The organism is Microbulbifer weihaiensis, assembly GCF_048323715.1.
Lineage (GTDB): Bacteria > Pseudomonadota > Gammaproteobacteria > Pseudomonadales > Cellvibrionaceae > Microbulbifer.
In genome coordinates this window covers 83538-103874 of the sequence record NZ_JBLWFL010000007.1, presented here as the reverse complement: position 1 = coordinate 103874, position 20337 = coordinate 83538, and the positions used below count along the sequence as shown (strand labels likewise).

General features: G+C 61.4%; 20 protein-coding genes. 12 read left to right on the top strand and 8 right to left on the bottom strand.

The genetic code is table 11. The features are described from left to right. Positions 1–108: 108 nt before the first annotated feature. On the top strand, positions 109–1044 hold the full coding sequence (locus tag ACNKU7_RS10735; protein WP_418296981.1) for a lysophospholipid acyltransferase family protein: 936 nt from the start codon (positions 109–111) through the stop codon (positions 1042–1044). A gap of 33 nt (positions 1045–1077) precedes the next feature. Here the strand turns inward: ACNKU7_RS10735 and ACNKU7_RS10730 are convergent, their stop codons facing one another. From ACNKU7_RS10730 to def, 5 genes are all read right to left on the bottom strand, one after another. Further along, a complete protein-coding gene (locus ACNKU7_RS10730; RefSeq protein ID WP_418296980.1) occupies positions 1078–2529 on the bottom strand; it encodes a TrkH family potassium uptake protein in 1452 nt (483 codons plus the stop codon). A 16-nt stretch (positions 2530–2545) separates the two neighbouring features. After that, positions 2546–3931, bottom strand: coding sequence for a Trk system potassium transporter TrkA (gene trkA / locus ACNKU7_RS10725; RefSeq protein WP_418296979.1), 1386 nt, complete (start codon positions 3929–3931; stop codon positions 2546–2548). 242 nt (positions 3932–4173) lie between these two features. Then, positions 4174–5481 carry a 16S rRNA (cytosine(967)-C(5))-methyltransferase RsmB gene (gene rsmB, locus ACNKU7_RS10720; RefSeq protein ID WP_418296978.1) on the bottom strand — a complete coding sequence of 436 codons (1308 nt, stop codon included), beginning with the start codon at positions 5479–5481 and terminating at the stop codon, positions 4174–4176. Then, positions 5474–6448, bottom strand: coding sequence for a methionyl-tRNA formyltransferase (gene fmt, locus ACNKU7_RS10715; protein ID WP_418296977.1), 975 nt, complete (start codon positions 6446–6448; stop codon positions 5474–5476). The genes rsmB and fmt overlap by 8 nt, the downstream gene beginning before the upstream one ends. A gap of 68 nt (positions 6449–6516) precedes the next feature. Continuing rightward, complete coding sequence (gene def, locus ACNKU7_RS10710; protein ID WP_418296976.1) at positions 6517–7023, bottom strand: peptide deformylase; 507 nt, start codon at positions 7021–7023, stop codon at positions 6517–6519. Positions 7024–7227: 204 nt separating this feature from the next. Here def and ACNKU7_RS10705 point away from each other — a divergent pair, with 204 nt between their 5' ends. The 3 genes from ACNKU7_RS10705 to ACNKU7_RS10695 all read left to right on the top strand — a co-directional run bounded on the left by ACNKU7_RS10705 (position 7228) and on the right by ACNKU7_RS10695 (position 10737). Continuing rightward, a complete protein-coding gene (locus tag ACNKU7_RS10705) occupies positions 7228–8295 on the top strand; it encodes a LysM peptidoglycan-binding domain-containing protein (RefSeq protein ID WP_418296975.1) in 1068 nt (355 codons plus the stop codon). Positions 8296–8390: 95 nt separating this feature from the next. Further along, positions 8391–9536, top strand: coding sequence for a DNA-processing protein DprA (dprA, locus tag ACNKU7_RS10700; protein ID WP_418296974.1), 1146 nt, complete (start codon positions 8391–8393; stop codon positions 9534–9536). A gap of 70 nt (positions 9537–9606) precedes the next feature. Then, the gene (locus ACNKU7_RS10695; RefSeq protein WP_418296973.1) at positions 9607–10737 is read left to right on the top strand and encodes a PQQ-dependent sugar dehydrogenase; all 1131 of its coding nucleotides are present in this window, start codon (positions 9607–9609) and stop codon (positions 10735–10737) included. Here ACNKU7_RS10695 and rrtA read toward each other — a convergent pair. Next, positions 10725–11330 (bottom strand): rhombosortase, encoded by a 606-nt coding sequence (gene rrtA, locus ACNKU7_RS10690; RefSeq protein ID WP_418296972.1) that lies wholly within the window; start codon positions 11328–11330, stop codon positions 10725–10727. The two genes, ACNKU7_RS10695 and rrtA, sit on opposite strands and share 13 nt — an antisense overlap. A 421-nt stretch (positions 11331–11751) precedes the next feature. Between rrtA and tsaC the strand changes: the two genes are divergently transcribed. From tsaC to ACNKU7_RS10650, 8 genes are all read left to right on the top strand, one after another. Beyond that, entirely contained in the window at positions 11752–12339 is a 588-nt protein-coding gene (tsaC, locus tag ACNKU7_RS10685; RefSeq protein ID WP_418296971.1) for an L-threonylcarbamoyladenylate synthase type 1 TsaC, read from the top strand. 64 nt (positions 12340–12403) lie between these two features. After that, entirely contained in the window at positions 12404–13309 is a 906-nt protein-coding gene (gene hemF, locus ACNKU7_RS10680) for an oxygen-dependent coproporphyrinogen oxidase (RefSeq protein WP_418296970.1), read from the top strand. Positions 13310–13382: 73 nt separating this feature from the next. Further along, the gene (locus tag ACNKU7_RS10675; RefSeq protein WP_418296969.1) at positions 13383–13820 is read left to right on the top strand and encodes a hypothetical protein; all 438 of its coding nucleotides are present in this window, start codon (positions 13383–13385) and stop codon (positions 13818–13820) included. A 77-nt stretch (positions 13821–13897) separates the two neighbouring features. Further along, a complete protein-coding gene (gene aroE / locus ACNKU7_RS10670) occupies positions 13898–14728 on the top strand; it encodes a shikimate dehydrogenase (protein WP_418296968.1) in 831 nt (276 codons plus the stop codon). Positions 14729–15085: 357 nt separating this feature from the next. Beyond that, positions 15086–15577, top strand: coding sequence for a 5-(carboxyamino)imidazole ribonucleotide mutase (gene purE / locus ACNKU7_RS10665; protein WP_418296967.1), 492 nt, complete (start codon positions 15086–15088; stop codon positions 15575–15577). Positions 15578–15619: 42 nt separating this feature from the next. Next, a complete protein-coding gene (locus ACNKU7_RS10660; protein ID WP_418296966.1) occupies positions 15620–16735 on the top strand; it encodes a 5-(carboxyamino)imidazole ribonucleotide synthase in 1116 nt (371 codons plus the stop codon). Positions 16736–16944: 209 nt separating this feature from the next. Beyond that, positions 16945–17346, top strand: coding sequence for a hypothetical protein (locus ACNKU7_RS10655; protein ID WP_418296965.1), 402 nt, complete (start codon positions 16945–16947; stop codon positions 17344–17346). A 33-nt stretch (positions 17347–17379) separates the two neighbouring features. Continuing rightward, entirely contained in the window at positions 17380–17769 is a 390-nt protein-coding gene (locus ACNKU7_RS10650) for a c-type cytochrome (RefSeq protein ID WP_418296964.1), read from the top strand. A 111-nt stretch (positions 17770–17880) separates the two neighbouring features. Here the strand turns inward: ACNKU7_RS10650 and ACNKU7_RS10645 are convergent, their stop codons facing one another. Continuing rightward, a complete protein-coding gene (locus ACNKU7_RS10645; protein ID WP_418296963.1) occupies positions 17881–18792 on the bottom strand; it encodes a dimethylarginine dimethylaminohydrolase family protein in 912 nt (303 codons plus the stop codon). 190 nt (positions 18793–18982) lie between these two features. Beyond that, positions 18983–20227, bottom strand: a complete 1245-nt coding sequence (locus tag ACNKU7_RS10640; protein ID WP_418296962.1) for a Zn-dependent hydrolase — start codon at positions 20225–20227, stop codon at positions 18983–18985. Positions 20228–20337 lie beyond the last annotated feature (110 nt).

The window sequence follows — 20337 nt, the reverse complement described above, 5'->3', positions numbered from 1 at the left end:
CGCAATCTCCGGTTTCAGCTGGGTGAAAAGACAAGGGGCGCAATTATAGCGGCAGCGGGTTGCGCACTAAACAGCGGCTGTCGAATTCGTGTCGATCTAGCGACCATAATGAGAAATCCGGGTGGGAAACACCCGTGTGAGAAGGATGTAGAGACGTTGGACATCAAAGGGCAACTCGCGGCGGGCGCATTGAAACTGGTGGGCAGGCTGCCCCTGCGCTGGTCGCGCCGGCTTGGCGGTCTCGTGGGCTATATGGCGGTGGCCAGCCGTGGCGAGAGCCTGCGCGTGAGCAGGATCAATCTGGCGCACTGCTATCCGGCGATGAGTCCGGCGCAGCGCAACAGCCTCGCGCGCCAGAGTGTGGTGAATACCGCCATGACCGGGTTTGAAGTGGCGAGCCTTTGGCGCCAGTCGTGGAGCCGCGCCGAGGATGCGATCGTGCGGGTGCGCAACCAGCAGCTGCTGACGGATGGCGTGGACGAGGGGCGCGGGGTTCTGGTGCTGGCGCCACATATCGGCAATTGGGAGATATTCGGCCAGTACCTGGCCACGGTGGGCCCCACCACCAGTCTCTACGCGCCGCCGAAGATTGCGGCGCTGGATCCGGTGATCCGCGCCGGGCGTGAATCCACCGGTGCGAAGCTTGTGCCCACCAATGTGCGCGGGGTGCGCGCGCTGCTCAAGGCCCTGAAGGCAGGGGATATCGTCGGCGTGCTGCCGGATCAGGAACCGGAAGAGAGCGGCGGCGATTTCGCGCCGTTTTTTGGCCACCCGGCGCTGACCATGACCCTGGCTTACAACCTGGTCCAGCGCACGGGCTGCAAGGTGGTATTCGGGTTTGGCAAGCGTGTGCCGGGAGGTTTCGAACTGGTATTGCTGCCCGCTGAGCAGGCGATCTACAGCGAGGAGCAGAAGGTTTCACTGGCGGCGCTGAATCGCGGCGTGGAAGCGTGTATCGCGGAAGCGCCGGAGCAGTACCAGTGGGAATACAAGCGTTTCCGCCGGGGACCCGAGGGCAAGACCGGAATCTATCGCAGGGGTTGAGGCTGCCGCTTTGCGGCAGCCACGCAGAATGGCTCAGTGCCGCCAGAACGCCGGCGTCAGCAGAACCAGCAGGGTAAAAATCTCCAGGCGGCCCATCAGCATCGCCAGGATCAGGAAACACTTGGCGACTTCGTTCACCGAACCGTAGTGGGCGGCCGCATCGCCCAGTGCCGGGCCGATATTGCTCAGGCAGGCGGCGACGGTGGAGAACGAGGTGACGAAGTTCTCGCCGGTCGCCATCACCACGATGGTGAAGACGAAGAAAGACAGGATATAAACCGCAAAGAATCCCCACACCGCATCAGTTACCCGCGGCGGCACGATCTTTCCGTTGACCTTGATCGGCACCACGGCATTCGGGTGTACCAGTCGATTCAGCTCCCGCAGCCCCGACTTCAGGATCAGCATCACCCGCACGGTCTTGATACCACCACAGGTGGAGGCGGCGCAGCCGCCCATAATCCCGATCATCAGCAGCACATAGGGCAGGAACGCGGGCCACAGCGCGAAGCTCTCGGACGCGAAGCCCGCGGTGGTGCCGATCGACACTACCTGGAATATCCCGTGCAGCAGGCTGCCATTCAGGCTGAAGGTGCCGGACAGCCACAGGTAGCCGACGATGACTGCGCTGGCACTGATCATGGTCCAGACGAAGAAACGGAACTCGGAGTCTTTCCAGTAGTGGCTCAGGCTGCGATTGCTGAACGCGAAAAAGTGCAGGCCGAAGTTGATCCCCGCGGTGAGCATGAAGATCACGGCAATGGCCATGATCGCGTGGTTCTGCGCATAGAACCCCATGCTTGCGTCGTGGGTGGAGAAACCGCCGTTGGCGACCGTGGAAAAGGCGTGGCCGACCGCGTCGAACACCGACATGCCGGCCCACCAGTAACCGATGCCACACAGGATGGTGAGAATCACATAGATCACGATCAGGGCGCGCGCGGTTTCGGCGATGCGCGGGGTCAGCTTGGTGTCTTTCACTGGCCCGGGCATTTCCGCCTTGTACAGCTGCATGCCGCCGATGCCGAGCATGGGCAGGATGGCGAGCGCGATCACGATCACGCCAATGCCGCCAAACCACTGCAGCTGCTGGCGGTAATACAGAATCGCCGGCGGCAGGGTGTCGAGGCCGGTAATGGTGGTCGCACCGGTGGTGGTGAGGCCGGAAATCGATTCGAAGATGGAGTCGACCACGCTCAGGTCCGGCTGTGGACTGATGATGAGCGGCAATGCACCAAAGCTGCCGAGTACCAGCCAGAACAGCGAGGTGACGACGAAGCCGTCGCGGGTGCGCAGGTCCTGTTTCAGGTCGTGCACCGGCAGCCACATAAAGAGTCCGGTCAGCAGGGTGATGCCGAAGGCGATGCTGAAGGCGATGTGGGTACCGTCGTCGTACCACAGGGATACGCCGATGGGCGGTAGCAGCGTGAGGCTGAAGACCGTGAGCAGAATGCCGAAAACCCGCGCGATAACAGCAAGACGCATGTGCAGTAACCCGCCGTCAGAAGAAGCTGAAGCCGACCTGGAACAGCTGTTCCACGTGGCGGGTGTGGCGGCGGTCTACCAGGAACACGATGACGTGATCGTCGGACTCGACGATGATGTTGTCGTGAGCGATCAGCACCTGACTCTCGCCATCGCGTTCACGCACGATGGCGCCGATCGAGGCGCCTTCCGGCAGGTCAATATCCTCGATCTTGCGTCCCACCACCTTGGACGTGCGGTTGTCGCCGTGGGCGATGACTTCGATGGCTTCGGCGGCACCGCGGCGCAGGGAGTGCACGTTCACCATGTCGCCGCGGCGCACATGGGTAAGCAGGCTGCCGATGGTGTTCTGCTGGGGCGAGATGGCGATATCGATATCGCCACCCTGAACCAGGTCCACATAGGCGCGGTTGTTGATCAGGGTCATGACCTTGCGTGCCCCCAGGCGCTTGGCGAGCAGCGACGACATGATGTTGGCTTCGTCGTCGTTGGTGAGGGCAAGGAAGACATCGGTGTCTTCGATGTTTTCTTCCAGCAGCAGGTCCTGGTCCGAGGCGCTGCCGTGCAGCACGATGCAGTTGCTGAGTTCTTCTGATAGGAAGATACAGCGGTCGTGATCCTGCTCGATGATTTTGACCGAGTAGCGGTTTTCCAGCTTGTGCGCGAGGCGCAGGCCGATGTTGCCGCCGCCGGCGATGGTGATGCGTTTGTAGCCCTGTTCGAGCCGGCGCAGTTCGCTCATTACCGCGCGGATGTCCTGGCGGGCGGCGATAAAGAAGACTTCGTCGCCGGCTTCGATGACGGTGGAGCCCTGGGGAATGATGGGGCTGTTGCGGCGGTAGATGGCGGCTACGCGGGTGTCCACTTTGGGCATGTGTTCGCGCAGGTAGCGCAGCTGGTGGCCGACCAGGGGCCCGCCCTGGACGGCGCGCACGGCGACGAGCTGTACGCGGCCGTCGGCAAAATCCAGTACCTGCAGTGCGCCGGGGTGTTCGATCAGGCGCGCAATGTATTCGGATACGATCTGCTCGGGGCTGATGAGTACGTCGATGGGGATCGACTGGGGGTCGAACAGTTCGGGGTACTGCAGGTAAGCAGATGAGCGGATGCGTGCGATCTTGGTGGTCACCCGAAACAGGGAGTGGGCAATCTGGCACGCGGCCATATTGGTTTCGTCATTGTTGGTGACGGCCACCAGGATGTCGGCGTCTTCGATACCGGCTTCCTTGAGGATGTCCGGGTGCGACGCGTGCCCCTGAACCACACCGATATCGAAGCGGTCGCGCAGCTCGCGCAGGGTCTTCTCGTCGCTGTCTATCAGAACTATGTCGTTGCGCTCAGAAGCGAGGCTCTCTGCCAGCGATCCGCCGACCTGGCCGGCGCCGAGAATAATGATTTTCATAATTGGTTTTGGGGGCCTTTGTTATCTGGCCTTAGTGCCCTGTCCGCATTGGCTTTTTTGCTGGCGCGGTGGCGTCGCGGCTCCGGGTGTGGGTTTTCAGGACCGCTGTGAACCCATCCCTGGGCGCTTCGGCGCAAACATCCTGTTTGCGACGATCCTGAAAACCCACACCCGGCACCCCGACTTCAATTCTTACATTTTTACTTCGTAAGCGACTTGCACGACATTTGATGCCATGAATTCTATGGCTCGGCCTTAACCAGCTTCGCATAGTAAAAGCCATCGCCCACATGGATACCTGGAAGTAGCTGCATACCAGCTTCCTGTGGCAGTCCCCAAGACTGATCATTCAGCAACGGCGGGGTATTGTCGCTCGCATCCCCGGTCTCCGCAACGAAGCGCGCGACCTGTGCGCTGTTTTCCTCAGGGAGTATGGAGCAGGTGGCATAGAGCAGGGTACCGCCCGGCTTCAGCAGGCCCCACATAGCCCGGAGGATTCTGCCCTGTAGCGCGGCCAGCTCTGGAATGTCTTCGGCGCGGCGCAGCAGTTTGATATCGGGGTTGCGGCGGATGACGCCGGTGGCGGAGCAGGGCGCGTCGAGGAGGATGCGGTCGTATTGTTCACCGTCCCACCAGTGCTCGGGCTCGGCAGCGTCGGCACAGATCAGCTGCGCGGCGCCGCCGATGCGTTCGAGGTTTTCGATCACCCGGTCCAGGCGCTCTTCTTCCACGTCGAGGGCGGTGAGGTCGATGTCCGGTTGCAGTTCCAGTAAATGGCAGGTCTTGCCGCCGGGGGCCGCGCAGGCGTCGAGGATTTTCTCGCCTGGCTGTGGTGCCAGAAGCTGGGCGGCGAGCTGGGCGGACTCGTCCTGTACGCTCACCATTCCATCTTCGAAACCGGGCAGGCGGGTTACCGGTACGGCCTGTTCGAGAACCAGGCCGGCAGGGGAAAAACTGCAGGGTGTGGCGGTGATTTCTACTTCTGCGAGGGCATTCAGGTAGTCGTCGCGGCTGGTCTTGCTGGTGTTTACCCGCAGGGTCATCGGCGGGTTGCTGTTGTTCGCAGCGAAAATGCTTCTGGCGTCGTCGCCCCAGGCGGCCTTGATCGCCTGCTGCAGCCACTCGGGGTGCGCGGAGCTGAATTGCGGGTTGCCGGAGAGCTTGCGAGTGAGTGCTTCTTTATTTCGCAGCGCATTGCGCAGCACGCCATTGACCACGCCGGTGGCGTGCCCCAGTTTGAGCGCGCGCGCGGCTTCCACGGTGGCGGCAATGGCGGCGTGATCCGGTATGCGGGTGTACTCGAGCTGGTACAGGCCCACCAGCATCAGTGCGGTGAGCTCTTCATCCTTGACCGGTTTGCGTACCAGTTTGCCCAGCAACAATTCCAGGCGCGGGGCGAAGCGGGCGGTGCCGTAGCAGAGTTCGCGCAACAGGGCGCGGTTCTGCTCCTCCACCTGTTTTTCTGCCCACGGCAGCAGGCGTTGCAGGGAGCCCCGGTCCTGTTGCAGGCGTGCGATAACACGAGCGGCGAGCGCGCGGGGATCATTCATGGGTTTCACCCAGTTTGGTGCCAGCGCCGAACAGGTCGCGGTAGCCCTTGAGGATTTCGGCAATCGGCAGTGCTTTTTTACCCGGCAATTGTAGTTGTGTCAGGCGCAGGGCCTCGCGCCCGCAGGCGACCAGCAGGCCTTCGTCGTCGGCACTGAGAATGGTGCCCGGCTGGTCGGTGTGGCAGCCCTGTTCCAGTTTTGCGCTGTAGACGCGCAGGCGCTGTGGGGCTCCCTTGCCGTCGAGATATTCGGTCCAGCAGACGGGGAAAGGATTAAAGGCGCGAATCAGGCGCTCCAGCTCTGCGGCGGGCCGCTGCCAGTCGATGCGGGCTTCTTCTTTGGTGATCTTGCCGGCGTAATTGGCGAGATCGTCGTTTTGTGTCTGCGGGCTGGCGGTGCCGTCGCGCAGTTGCGCCAGTGCCTCGAGCAGCGCCGGGCCGCCCAGTTGCGCGAGCTTGTCGTGCAGGCTGCCGCCGGTTTCGCGGGGGGCGATCGGGGTTCGCACTTCCACCAGCACCGGGCCGGTATCCAGGCCGGCTTCCATCTGCATGATGGCGACACCGCTTTCGGCGTCGCCGGCTTCCACCGCACGCTGGATCGGCGCGGCACCGCGCCAGCGCGGCAGCAGTGAGGCGTGTACGTTTACACAGCCGAGACGCGGAGTATCCAGCACCACTTGCGGCAGGATCAGGCCGTAAGCCACCACCACCATCACATCGGCCTTGAGTGCAGCCAGTTCTGCCTGTGCGGCTTCATCCCGCAGGGTGAGGGGCTGGTACACGGGGATGTCGTGCTCGAGCGCCAGCTGTTTTACCGGGCTGGCGAGCAGCTTCTTGCCGCGCCCGGCGGGGCGATCCGGTTGGCTGTAAACGGCAACGACATTGTGCTCGCTGTCGAGCAGGGCTTGCAGGTGTACGGCGGCAAAGTCCGGCGTACCGGCGAAGACGATGTTCAGTGGCTGGTTCATGGTGTCCGGAGGTCTTTAGCCCCCGGCCGCTGAGAATGTGCCGGGGGCGGAATTCGGGAGGAGTGGGGTCAGGCGCGCTGCTTGTGCGCTTTTTCCAGCTTGGAGCGGATCCGGTTGCGCTTGAGCGGTGAGATGTAATCCACGAACAGTTTGCCATCCAGGTGGTCGATCTCGTGCTGGATGCACACGGCCAGCAGGCCTTCGGCTTCCAGTGCGTAGGCTTCGCCGTTGCGATCGAGCGCCTTGAGGCGGATCTGGCGCGGGCGCTGCACGGTTTCGTAGAAACCGGGCACCGACAGGCAGCCCTCGTCGTACTTGTGGATCTCCGGGTCGAGCACCTCAACCTCAGGATTGATCAGCACCAGCGGCTCGCTCTGATCCTCGGACACATCGATCACTACGATGCGCTCGTGTACATTGATCTGGGTCGCAGCCAGGCCGACACCCGGGGCGTCGTACATGGTCTCGAACATGTCATCGATCAGTGTGCGATGCGCATCGGTTACTTCCGCGACAGGTTCTGCAACCTTGCGCAGGCGGGGATCGGGGAATTCTAGGATTTCCAGTTTGGCCATAACACCTGTGACAAACTTCTAGTCTTAGTGGAACTTGCGCTGATAACATAATGATCGCGCTTGAAATTTGCTGCTGGGGCACTTTTTCCGCACACTGGCAATTCTGCCAGCGAGAGCGCTTTTCGCGCCCCTCAACCGGTGGCATCAGCCGACCCCGGTCCAGCGCTGTGAGATTATAGCGATAAAGAGCATAGGAATGCTTCCATGAAAAAAATAATCCTGGCCGCCGCCGCAACCCTGCTGGCGACCTTCGGCATTCAGGCGCAAGACTCGCGCCTAAGGCCTGACCATCCGGACACCTATGTTGTCGAGAAGGGCGACACCTTGTGGGATATTTCCGGACGCTTCCTTTCCCAGCCCTGGTACTGGCCGGAAATCTGGCAGGTAAACCCGCAGGTTGAGAACCCGCACCTGATCTATCCCGGTGACCGCCTGAACCTGGTATACGTCGATGGCCAGCCGCGCCTTGAGCTGGAGCGCGGACCCACCGCCTATAAGCTCTCCCCGGTGAGCAACAACCGCCTCGGCCCGAGTGTGCGCCGGGAGCCTATCAGCAGCGCGATCCCCGCGATTCCGCTGGATGCCATCAATGCGTTCCTGTCGCGCACGCGCATCGTCGGGCCGAATGCCTTCAGAGGTGTGCCCTATGTGATTTCCGGTCAGGATCAGCGCATCCTCATGGGCGCGGGCGAGAAAATTTATGCCCGCGGCGATTTCCGCGAGCCGCTGGCATCCTATGGCATCTACCGCCCGGGGCCAGTGTACGCCGACCCCTACACCGGCGAGCAACTTGGCCAGCAGGCGCTGGACATCGGTTCTGCCGATCTCCGCCAGCTGGATGAAGACAACGCCAATACCGAGTATGCGGTTGCCACGCTCGACGTTACCCGTACCTCCCGTGATATCCGCCTGGAAGACCGTCTGCTGCCGGTCGAGGAGCGCTCCATTGCTGCCCTGTTCCAGCCGGGCGCACCGGCGACCCCGGTTGAAGGTGTCATCCTCGGGGTGGAAGAGGGGGTGACCCAGGTCGCCAAGTACGATGTGGTGGCCATCAACCGTGGCCTGCGTGAAGGCCTGGAGCCCGGTCATGTGCTGGCAATCTACAAGCGTGGCGCTACCGTGCGCGATCGCGTTGCGCGCCAGAATGTGAAGCTGCCTGACGAACGCGCTGGCGTACTGATGGTCTTCCGCAGTTTTGAAAAAATGAGCCTGGGCCTGGTACTGGATGCGGACAAGCCGCTGGCCGTGATGGACGTAGTACGTAACCCCTGATCAACTGCTGAGCGACCGGCGGCGCCACAAAGGATTGCGGGCGCTGCCGGGAATGAACCCGCGCAGTCACTACCTTCCAGATAACAGGATCGCGCATGGATGCGTTGACCGCGACTCTGGCGCTGATGCGCCTCGAGGGGCTCGGCCCCGCTCTCTACTGGCGGCTGCTGGAGCAATTCGGCAGTGCCGCTGCCGCCCTCGAACAATCCCCCACACATTTTTCCCGCAAGCTCCCTGCGCGTGCATGCGCGCAACTGGCCGAATACCAGCGCCAGGGGCTGGACAGTGAGCTGGCGCAGTGGGCGCAGGAAGAGCGTCACCGCTGTGATACCCAGGCTGTGCACTTGCTGGCATGGGACAGCGATGGCTACCCGGCACTTTTAAAGGAAATCCACCGCCCACCGCCGCTGCTGTACGTGCGCGGCAGTGTAGATGCGCTCGCGCTGCCACAGATCGCGGTGGTGGGAGGGCGCCGGGCCAGCCAGGCCGGGCTCGACAATGCGCACGCCTTTTCAGCGGATCTGGCGGCGGCCGGGTTTGCGGTTACCTCCGGACTCGCCCTGGGCGTTGATGCCGCGGCTCACGCTGGGGCGCTCAAGGTTGCCGGTAACACTATTGCGGTATTGGGTACCGGGGTGGATCGCCTGTATCCCCGGCGCAACGGCAAGCTGGCGGCGGAAATTCTGCAGGCGGGTGGTGCCATCGTGAGTGAGTTGCCGCTGGGCACGGCGCCGGAAGCGGGAAATTTCCCGCGCCGCAACCGCATCATCTCCGGGCTGAGCCTCGGCGTATTGCTGGTTGAAGCGGCCGTACGCTCCGGTTCCCTGATCACGGCGCGGCTCGCGCTGGAACAGAACCGTGAGGTGTTCGCCATTCCCGGCTCGATCCACAACCCGCTCGCGCGGGGGTGCCACCACATGATCAAGCAGGGCGCGGCGCTGGTGGAAGCGAGCAGCGATATCGTTGCGCAGCTCGGCGGCTCACTTGGCGCGCTAGCACAGCAGGCGGAGTTATTCGCCGATTCCGAGGCCAGTCTGGTGTCACTGCCACAGGAGTTGCGACGCATCGTGCAGGCCATCGCTGGTGATGTCCGCACCCTTGAGCAGCTCGCGCGCGACACCGGTGCGGAAGCGGGTGCGCTGATGTCGGGACTACTGCAACTGGAGCTCCAGGGACTGGTTGAAGGGTTGGGCGGCGGCTACCAGCTTACTGTTCAGGGGACAAAACATCTGGCCGGATAAGGCAAAAATCGCTAGGGTCTGCGAAAACATCCGTTTCATTTCGACCCAGCAATTCCGGAGAGCCTCCCTGATGCGCATCCGCCATTGGCACCGCACGGCCATTTTTAGCGCCGCAACCCTTTTACTGACTTCACTCGGCGCGGCCGCTGCCGAGAAGGGCGAGATCTTTCTCGACAAACTGAACCTGCCCCAGGGCTTCAAGATCGAGCTCTACGCCAAAGACGTTCCCAATGCGCGCCATATGACACGGGGCGACAGGGGCACGCTGTTCGTCGGTTCCATGCGCGAGGGCAAGGTCTACGCAATTACCGACAAAGACGGCGATCAGAAGGCGGACGCGGTGCAGGTCATCGCCGAAGGGCTCAAACTGCCCACTGGCGTCGCCTTCAAGGATGGCGACCTGTATGTGAGCGCTGTCACCAGCATCCTGCGCTTTGACGATATTGAGTCGCGCCTCGATAACCCGCCGCCGCCGGTCACCATCACCGAGCAGTTCCCCGACAAGCACCACGGGTGGAAATACATCGCGTTCGGGCCCGACGGCTGGCTGTACGTTCCGGTGGGCGCGCCGTGCAATATCTGTGATGAAGAGGATTACGCCAATATCCAGCGTCTCAAAATTGAAGGCGACAAGGTGGCAAAAACCGAAACCTGGGCGGAAGGGGTACGCAACACCGTGGGCTTCACCTGGCACCCGCAGACCAAAGCATTGTGGTTTACCGACAACGGTCGCGATCTGCTCGGTGACGACACGCCGCCCTGCGAGCTGAATACGGCGCCGGTTGCCGGCCAGCATTTCGGCTACCCCTATTGCCATGGGGGCGACATTGTCGATCCCGAGTTCGGCGAAGGGAAAAATTGCGGCGCTTTTGTGCCGCCGGTGCAGAAACTGGGCCCCCATGTGGCACCACTGGGAGTCAAGTTTTATACCGGTAAGCAGTTCCCGGCCGAATATCGCAACCAGGTACTGATTGCGGAACACGGCTCCTGGAACCGCAGTAGCAAGATCGGCTACCGGGTGACCATGGTCACACTGAACGACGAGGGTGAAGCAACGGCCTACAAGCCGTTTATCGACGGTTGGCTGCAGGGCGAGGAAAACTGGGGACGCCCGGTGGACGTGCTGGTGATGCCGGATGGCGCCCTGCTGATATCAGACGACTACGCCGGCGCCATTTATCGGGTCAGCTACGAGGGCTGAGAGACTTCCTTATTGGCTGGGCCGGCCCGACGCTCAAGTGCCGGCAGGCCCAGCAGCATTCCGGCCGCAGTACCCCAAAGGTGCGCGTCGATGGCTACTTCCGCGCCAATCATGCCGGCGGTGTCCGCACTGGCGCCAAACCACTGCTCCAGTCCCACCTTGATCCAGGTGCCTGCCACCAGCAGGTACCCGGTGCGCCAGCGCGCGCGAATATCCAGCAGCCCGCCCCAGATAATCAGGCCGTGCAATACCCCGGACAGCCCCAGGTAAATCTCGGTACCCGGGCTGAACAGGTACAGCGCGACGCCGGTAACCAGACAGAGCAGGGCGGTCATGCCGAAGAATGGCCACAGCCGGTAGTGCTGGCCGTGCAGTATCCACAGCAGAACGAGCCCCGCAGTATTCAGCAGCAGGTGTTCGCTATTGGTATGCGTGAGATGCCCGGTTAGCAGGCGCCAGACTTCACCCCCGTCAATAAGGGCCCGGTTATAGACCAGCCAGGTCTCCGCTGCAGGCATGGCCGCGACCAGGACAATAACTGCGAGCAGGATCAACGGGCCTGCTATACCGGATCGGATCAGGGCGAGATGCATCGGGAAATTCGCTACCACTACTTATAAGGAACCGGCACTGTCGCCGGTGTACGCCTATCGCTAGCGCAGTATCACACGGCGGACTGCCGCGAACAATTTTCCGGGTAAGTGTTTGGTAATGGGATGGAGAGAACAGCCCAGCGGTTTACGCCGACAGGCGCCGGCTTGGGGCCAACTTGTCTAGGATGAGAGTATCCGCTAAATTGCTGCGCTCCCCGAACCAGCCCCGGCACCAACTGTATATTGGCGCGCGTCGGCATAAATGACGCGGTGTACAATAGGCAGCGCATCGGCTCCGTTGGTGCCGAATGGCACGTTGGTTTGTTACAGGGTGCCGCGCCGATGCAGAAGTCGTTAACGCCTGGAACGCGCCGCTGCAGCATACGCTGCAGGGCCGCAAGGCCTGATAGAGTCTCGACCCTTGCCAGAAAAAAAACATCCAATCCTGCTTAGTGCTGGCCTCTCGCTGGCGACCGCTGCGCGAGAACTCGCCGCCGGCGGCGTGATTGCCCACCCGACGGAGTCTGTGTGGGGCCTGGCCTGCGACCCGAACAACCCGGATGCGGTCGCGCGCCTGCTGAAGCTGAAAAACCGGCCGCTGGAGAAAGGCCTGATTCTGGTGACGGGCGATGTGAATCACTTCAGCGGACTGCTGCATAACCTGAGCGGTGACCAGCGTGCCCGTGTGGATGCCACCTGGCCCGGGCCCGTGACCTGGCTGGTACCGCATTTTGACCAGGTGCCGGCGTGGATCAGTGGCATTCACCACAGCGTGGCCCTGCGCCATACAAACCATCCGTTTACCGCCGCGCTGTCGCGCGCCTTTGGCGGCGCCATCGTATCCACCTCCGCGAACCCAACCGGTTGTCAGCCGGCACGACATAAGTTCCAGGTACTGCGTTACTTCGGTGACGAGCTGGACTTTGTCGGTGGTGGCAATACCGGTGGTCGCACTGCCCCCAGTGAAATCCGCGATGTGACCAGCGGCCGCATCGTGCGCGCCGGCTGAGGAATATCAGCACCATTGATCCTGCGCTGCTGGATCCCGCCAAAGAATTGATTGTGAGTTTTCCATGACACAGATAAACATCCAGGCCGTAAAAGACTATCTGCTGAACCTGCAGGATCGCATCTGTGGCGAACTTGCCGCAGTAGACGGCAGTGCGTTTATGGAAGACGCCTGGGAGCGCGAGGGCGGTGGCGGCGGCCGCACCCGGGTACTGGAAAATGGCAATGTGATCGAAAAGGGCGGGGTGAATTTTTCCCACGTGCACGGCGACAAACTGCCGCCTTCCGCCACTGCCGCACGCCCCGAATTGGCCGGGCGCTCGTTCGAGGCCATGGGCGTTAGCCTGGTCATCCACCCGAAAAACCCTTACGCACCCACCAGCCACGCCAATGTGCGTCTGTTTGTGGCGGAAAAAGACGGCGCGGAACCGGTGTGGTGGTTCGGCGGCGGTTACGACCTGACGCCATACTACGGTTTCGAGGAAGACGTGGTGCACTGGCACCAGACCGCGAAAAATGCCTGCGCGCCTTTTGGTGCGGATATCTATCCGCGCTTTAAAAAATGGTGCGATGAATATTTTTACCTGAAGCACCGCGGGGAAGCCCGCGGTGTCGGCGGCCTGTTTTTTGATGACTTCAGCGAAGGTGGCTTCGACAATGCGTTCGCCTTTATGCAGGCTGTGGGGGACAGCTATTTGGATGCCTACCTGCCGATCCTGAAAAAACGCAAAGACACCGCATACGGCGAACGCGAGCGCGACTTCCAGCTCTACCGCCGCGGCCGCTATGTCGAGTTCAACCTGGTGTTTGACCGCGGCACCCTGTTCGGCCTGCAGAGCGGTGGCCGTACCGAATCCATCCTGATGTCGCTGCCGTCGGAAGTGCGCTGGCGTTACGACTGGCATCCGGAGCCGGGTACACCGGAAGAAAAGCTCTATACCGACTTCCTGCCGCACAAAGAGTGGGTGTAAGTCAGGCCCGTCGTATTTCCGCCGCAAAGGACTGCGGCATCCCCAAGTGGCATCGTTTATAAAGGAACAAGACATGCACAAGGCCCGTCTGGAAGAAATCAACAAGCTGTTCCTGGAGTACCGGCGCCTGTTCGAAGCGCGCGATGCAGAACAGATCGCTGACTTCTATCGCTTCCCGCTCCATTATTATTTTTCCAATGGCGAAAAGTCCCAGCTCTCCCGCGAGTACTTTATCGGTCGCGTTGAAAAGCTGCTGAAGCTCTATGCAAAGCTGGGGGTAAACCAGATTGTCGGTGCGGTGACTGACGTCAACGAGCTGAATGAAAACAACAGCCTCGCCACATTGAGCTGGGTGTTGCTGGATACCTCCGGGGAAAAACCGCGGCAGATTTACAGCGCCTTTACGCGCTACATTGTGTGTGACCACAATGGCAAACTGAAAATCGATGGCCTAATCGGCGTGGATGAAACCCTCCGCCTCAGGGAGGCATTGCGGGCAAAATCCGCGTGAAAACCTGCAAAAAAGGTCGTGAAGTAACCCCCCATTTTTCCAACACCCACCCATAAACAAAAAAGAGTGAGCCGGGCGTGACAGATTTCTACGCAGTTGTTGGCAACCCCATCGAACACTCGCTGTCTCCGGAAATACATCGCGCATTTGCTGCGCAAACCCGGCAGGACATCGCCTACGAAAAAATGCGGGCGCCCCTCGGTGAGTTTGCCGGCACTGCGGAAAAATTTTTTGCGGATGGCGGTCGCGGACTGAATGTTACGGTACCGTTCAAACTCGATGCGTTTGACTTTGCCGGTGCGCTAACCGAGCGCGCCAGGACCGCCGGCGCCGTCAATACCCTGGCGGTACAGGAGGATGGCTCGATTCTCGGCGACAACACCGATGGCGCCGGCCTGGTGGCCGATCTCAAGCAGCATCTCGGCTGGCCGCTTACCGGCAAAAAAATACTGCTGCTGGGTGCCGGTGGTGCGAGTCGGGGCGCGCTGCTGCCGCTGCTGGAACAAGCGCCGGCACAGCTGCATATTGCCAACCGCACCGCGGCAAAGGCGGCACAGTTGGCAGAAGACTTCTCCAGTTACGGGCCCGTGACTGCCAGTGGCCTGGAAGATATTCCAGCGGGCTTTGACCTGATCATCAACGCCAGTGCCGCGAGCCTGGCCGGCGACCGCCCGGCAATTGCCGATGCTGTGGTCGGGGCTGATTGCTGCGCCTACGACATGGTCTACGGTGCGGAGCCCACCCCGTTCATGCAGTGGGCCGGGCAGCTCGGTGCGCGCACCGCCGACGGGCTGGGCATGCTGGTGGGGCAGGCGGCGGAGGCGTTTTACCTGTGGCGCGGCGTGCGCCCTGAGGTGGCGCCGGTGCTGGCCCGGCTACGCGGCCAGCTGAATCTCAAGGCCAGCTGATACCACTTGGTCACTCTCACGTGGCGCGGGCTGCGCGCCACGCTATGGTTCCGTTATAGGCGCCAGCCGGCACCCAGTGAATGTTACTAATTGTCCAGATGGCCGGGTAAAAGGGAGATCACCAGCGGCAAACTCCCGCCCGAAACCCCTAATACCCCCGGAAATCGGCCTGCAGGGTGCTTTCTCGCTGAGTTTTGGTATCCTTCACGCCCCTGAATCGGGGCGGCCGGCGGCCGCAGTCGAGCCTCGGGTCACAACAGGCGCTTCCACGGCGCTGTCCCGGGCGATTACCCAAGTATTAATTGTGCTGCGAACCCCGCCAGGCTGGCGCTCGTACAACACCGGAGTTAACCGTAAGTGAATCAGCTTCCGTTTGAAAAAGTCACCATCGTGATGGGATCCCAATCTGACTGGCCGACCATGGAAATGGCGACCAAGCCACTTACCGATCTGGGTGTTCCCTTTGCCACCGCCGTGGTTTCCGCGCACCGCACGCCCCAGCGCATGGTGGAGTTCGCCACCACTGCCCACGAGCGCGGTACCCAGGTGATCATCGCCGGTGCCGGCGGCTCCGCGCATTTGCCGGGCATGATCGCGGCGATGACCCCGCTGCCGGTGATCGGTGTGCCGGTGGCGAGCAAGTTCATGACCGGTATGGACAGCCTGCTGTCTATCGTGCAGATGCCCAAGGGCGTAGCCGTTGCCACCCAGGCGGTGGGCGCTTCCGGTGCGTTCAATGCGGGCCTGATGGCGGCACAGATTCTGTCCCTGACCGATCCGGAGCTGCAAAAGCGCCTGATCGCCTGGCGTGAAAACCAGAGCGCCAGCGTCCCGTTCGAAGTGGAATAAGCCGGTTTTAGATTACTGAACGTTTACGAGGTGTAGCGGAAAATGACGGTCAGACGCGTAGGTATTGTTGGTTGTGGCCAGCTGGCCCAGATGATGGCCCAGGAGGCGCGCCCGCTGGGAATCGAATTCAGTTTCCTCGCTGAGGGCGACGAGAACACCACCTGTGTGGAAGGCCTCGGCCCTATCGTGCACGCCCGTGAAGGCGACGATATTGCGGCGCTTTATGAAGCCATGGGCAGCCCCGAAGTGATCACCGCCGAGCGCGAAGGCGTACCCGTGGACCTGCTGCGTGCGCTGGAAAAGTGCTGCCCGGTGTATCCGCGCCCGGATGCGTTTGAGAAAACCCAGCATCGCCTGCGCGAGAAAACTGCCATCACCGTCGCCGGCCTGCCGGTGGCACCGTTCCTGCCGGCCAACAATTACGATGAGATCTGCTCGGCAGTGAAACAGCTGGGCTATCCGTCGTTTATCAAGAGCTGTGAAAACGGTTACGACGGCAAGAACCAGTGGCGGGTCAACAGTGATGAGGATCTCGCGGCTATCGCCAACGCTGTGCCCGAATCGGAATACGTGGTGGAGAAGGGCATCAGCTTCTCCCGTGAGGTGTCCCTGATCGGTGCGCGCACCGCCGACGGCAAGGTCGTGACCTATCCGCTGGCGGAAAACGACCATTACAACGGCACCCTGCTGGTTTCCACCGCACCGGCACCGCATGTGAGTGAAGAGCTGCAGCACACCGCGGAGACCTACCTGGCCACCCTGATGAACGCCTGGGATTACGTGGGCGTGCTGGCGATGGAGTGCTTCGTCACCGACGACGGCCTGCTGATCAACGAGCTGGCCCCGCGGGTGCACAACAGTGGTCACTGGACTTTAGCTGGAGCCAAGACCAGCCAGTTCGCCAACCACGTGCGCGCGATCCTGGGCATGGAACTGGGCGATACCGAAGCGGCGCGCCCGGCGGTGATGATCAACATGCTCGGCGTGGACAAGAAGCCCGCGCTGCAGAATGAAGGCGTCTGGTCTTACGGCAAGGGCCTGCGCCCGGGCCGCAAAATGGGCCATGTAATCCTGCTGGACGACTCACAGGACGCGCTGGCCGAGCGTATCGAGGCGATGCTGGAAGAGCTCTACGGCGAAACCAAGCGTCCTGCCTGAACCTGACATCCCCTTTCTAAACGCATTGCCCCGGACTTCTCCTTGCCTATCGGGGCAGTGCGTTTTTTATTTCTGTGCTGCTCGCCCTCACACTGGCCGGTAAATGTGAACCCCGGTTTGCGATTCGCTGCTGTGGTTCTGGCATACTCCTCTCTATTCGTCCCTGAATTAGACATCGTTTTAACGGGCACCATTTCTGGAGGTTGTAAGTGCGAGAATTTTTGAGAAACCTGTCCTTCTGTTTTGCCGCCGGCTGCTTTGCCGGACTGGGTTACGCGCTCGCACTGTGGGCAATGGGGCACTACGGTTTCAGCCGCTTTCTGCATGTGGATATCGCACCCTATCTTTCCAGCGCTTATGTTTATCAGCGGGTGGTGTGGGGCGGAATCTGTGGCCTCATTTTTATGCTGCCGTGGCAGAAAAGCTGGATTACCCGCGGCTTCCTGCTGTCGCTGATTCCGGCGGGCATCCTGCTGCTGATCCTGTTGCCGATGCGCGGCCTGGGCATCGGTGCGCTGGCACTGGGGACGCTGACCCCGCTGGTAATTATTCTGGCGTGCGCGGCCGGCGGCATTGCCGGTTCCGGTTTACTGCGGGCGCAGGGAAAATAAACAAAACGTTTTATCGGCAAAAGGATCCATTGCATGAAATTCACGATATCGGTTGGCCTTCTGCTCGCAGCACTCTCTCTGCGGGCGGTCGCTGAGGAGCAGGACACGCGCAACCTGATTGCGCTGGGAGCGCTGACCTTTGCGGACAATTGCATCAAATGCCATCAGATCGACGGCTATGGCGAAGAGGCACTCTACCCGTCACTGCGCGACCCCAAGTTGCTGGCGAACAAACCGTTGCTCATCAAAACCCTGTTACACGGGCGTACCGCTCAGCTGGCCGACGGCTCTGAAGAACCACGGATGCCGTCTCTGGATTTCCTGACCGATCGCGAGATTGTGGCAATCATTGCGTTTATTTCGAATACCTGGGGGAATGGTGTGCTTCTGGTAAGCGAGAAGGAAATTAGCGAGGCCCGCTGAAAGGATCGATGAAAGGATCACTGGAAGTAGTACTGCGGCCATACACTCGCGTTGACGTAAAAGGGCGGCCATTGGCCGCCCTTTTTATTTGCCACTCTGTTTAAAGTGGTTTTACGCGGGCTTTCTCGCCAGCGGCTGGCACATGCAGTGCACGCCGCCGCCGCCGGCGGTGATCATCGAGATATCCGGGTCGATCACTTCCAGTCCATGGGCGCGGCATTTTTCTTTCAGTTCGGTGTTGTCCGACGGCAGCATGACGCGATCGCTACCCAGTGCAACTACGTTCACGCCCAGCTCCATGACCTGTGGGTAGGAGATGTCGATGATTTCGAAGTTGCGGGATTTGAACCACTGCACCAGTTCTGGCTCCACCGCATCCACGCATACGGCGACGAGCTTTTCCGCCAGCGCCGCCACCAGCACGTCGATGTGCAGGAAGTAGGGGTCGAACTCGTAACCCTTTACTTCCCAGCCTTCTTTTTCGATCCAGCTTTTCATCTGGTTGAAGCCCAGGGGTGAGGTGCGCTCGCCGCTGTAGCCGCACAGGATAACGCCAGGTTCTAGCACCATGAAGTCGCCGCCTTCGAGGCTGCCGGCGGTGATGATGTCGTAAATCGGGATGTCGAGTTTCTGGTAGGTCTTGACCACGTCGACCCATTCGCCGCGGCGCCAGGGGGAGTACATCTGGGTAACGATCGGGCCCCAGGGGGTCATGACGCTGCTGTCGCGTGCATAGAGCTGGTAGGGGAGATTGGGGTCGGCGGGCAGCAGGTGGGTAGTGACGCCGGCGTGTTTGTAGGCGTCGAGCATTTCCTGGTGCTGGCGCTTGGCGACGGCGGCGTCGAACTGGCGGCCGAGGCGCACGGAGCGGCGGGAGGCGGCGTTGCCCATCTGCCAGGTGTAGTTGTCGATGGGGCCGACCAGCAGGTCGGTGAGCACGCCGTATTCGGAGTCGATGCCCCAGTTTTCGAGGCGCACGGTGTTGCCGTTGTCGTTGCGGTGTTTGTAGGTAAATTCTGTCATCGTCTTTCTCGAATTCTTGTCGGAGTCCGAGGTACCGCTCAGGCGGTACCGTGGCGCCGCCGCTACCGGTAAACCTTCGCGAGACGCGCCGTATACCCATCCCTGGGGGCTCTGCGAAAACATCCATGTTTTCGAAGGTCTCGCGAAGGTTTACCGGCATCGGCGGCTTCGCATTAAGTGCTGAGCCTTGTTAGCTCGTCTTTGCCATTTTTAGCATCGCGTGCAGCAGCACATTGGCGCCCGCTTCCAGGTCTTCCGCCTTGGCATTTTCCGCTTCGTTGTGACTCAGGCCTTTCTCGCAGGGCACAAAGATCATGCTGGTGGGGGCAACACGGGAGATGTACACGGAGTCGTGCCCGGCACCGGAGACCATTTCCTTGTTGCTGTAACCCAGCTCGGCGACAGCGCTGCGCACGGCTTCCACACAGTTCTGATCGAAGGCGACCGCGGGGGAGCGCCATTCGTCGCGGATCTGGTGTTCGAGGCCGGTGTCGTCCGCGACGCGTGCGGTGATTTCGCGGAAGCGCTGGTCCATGGCGTCGAGAATATTCTGCTTCGGGTGGCGCAGATCGACGGCCAGTACCAGTTTTTCCGGCACGGTGTTGCGGCTGCCCGGCTCGACGCGGATGTCGCCGAAGGTGGCCCGGGCCCAGGGGCCGTGTTCGGCGGCGAGTTTGTAGAGTTCGTCGAGGATGCGGTGCAGGCCCATGAACGGGTCGCGCCGGGTTTCCATGGGGCTGGGGCCGGCGTGGCAGGGCTGGCCGATCAGGGTGAGGTCGTACCAGTACATGCCCTGTACCCCGGAGAGTACGCCGATCTGCTTCTGTTCGGCCTCGAGAATCGGCCCCTGCTCGATATGCACTTCAAACGCGGCGGCGAGGGGGCGCGGCTTGGCCGGCACTTCGCCTCTGTAGCCGATGCGCGCGAGTTCTTCGCCGAAGGTTTTGCCTTCCTTGTCAGTGCGGGCGTAGGCATAGTCCTGCTCGAACTCGCCGCTCCACACGCCGGAGCCGATCATGGCGGGGGAGAAGCGGGCACCTTCTTCGTTGGTCCAAACCGCGACTTCCAGTGGCGCTTCGGTTTCGATGCCGGCGTCGTTCAGGCTGCGCACCACTTCGAGGCCCGCGAGTACGCCGTACACACCGTCGAATTTGCCACCGGTGGGCTGGGTGTCGAGGTGCGAGCCGGTGAGTACCGGGGGCAGGGCGGGGTTGGTGCCGGGACGACGGGCGAAAATGTTGCCCATGGCGTCGACGGTGACGCCGCAGCCGGCGTCTTCACACCACTGTACGAAGAGGTCTCGGCCCTGCTTGTCGAGGTCGGTGAGGGCCTGGCGGTTGCAGCCGCCTTTGTCGGTGGCACCGATGCGGGCCATCTCCATCAGGGAGTCCCACAGGCGCTGGCCGTCGATGCGGACTTGGCTGGTATCGGTCATGGAATGCATCCGGAGTTTTATTGTGTAAATGGATGTATAGGGTTTAGCACAAGTCTATGGTTTGATTTTGCGAACACAATTAACTATTAATTGCCATCTTGGTGCCATAA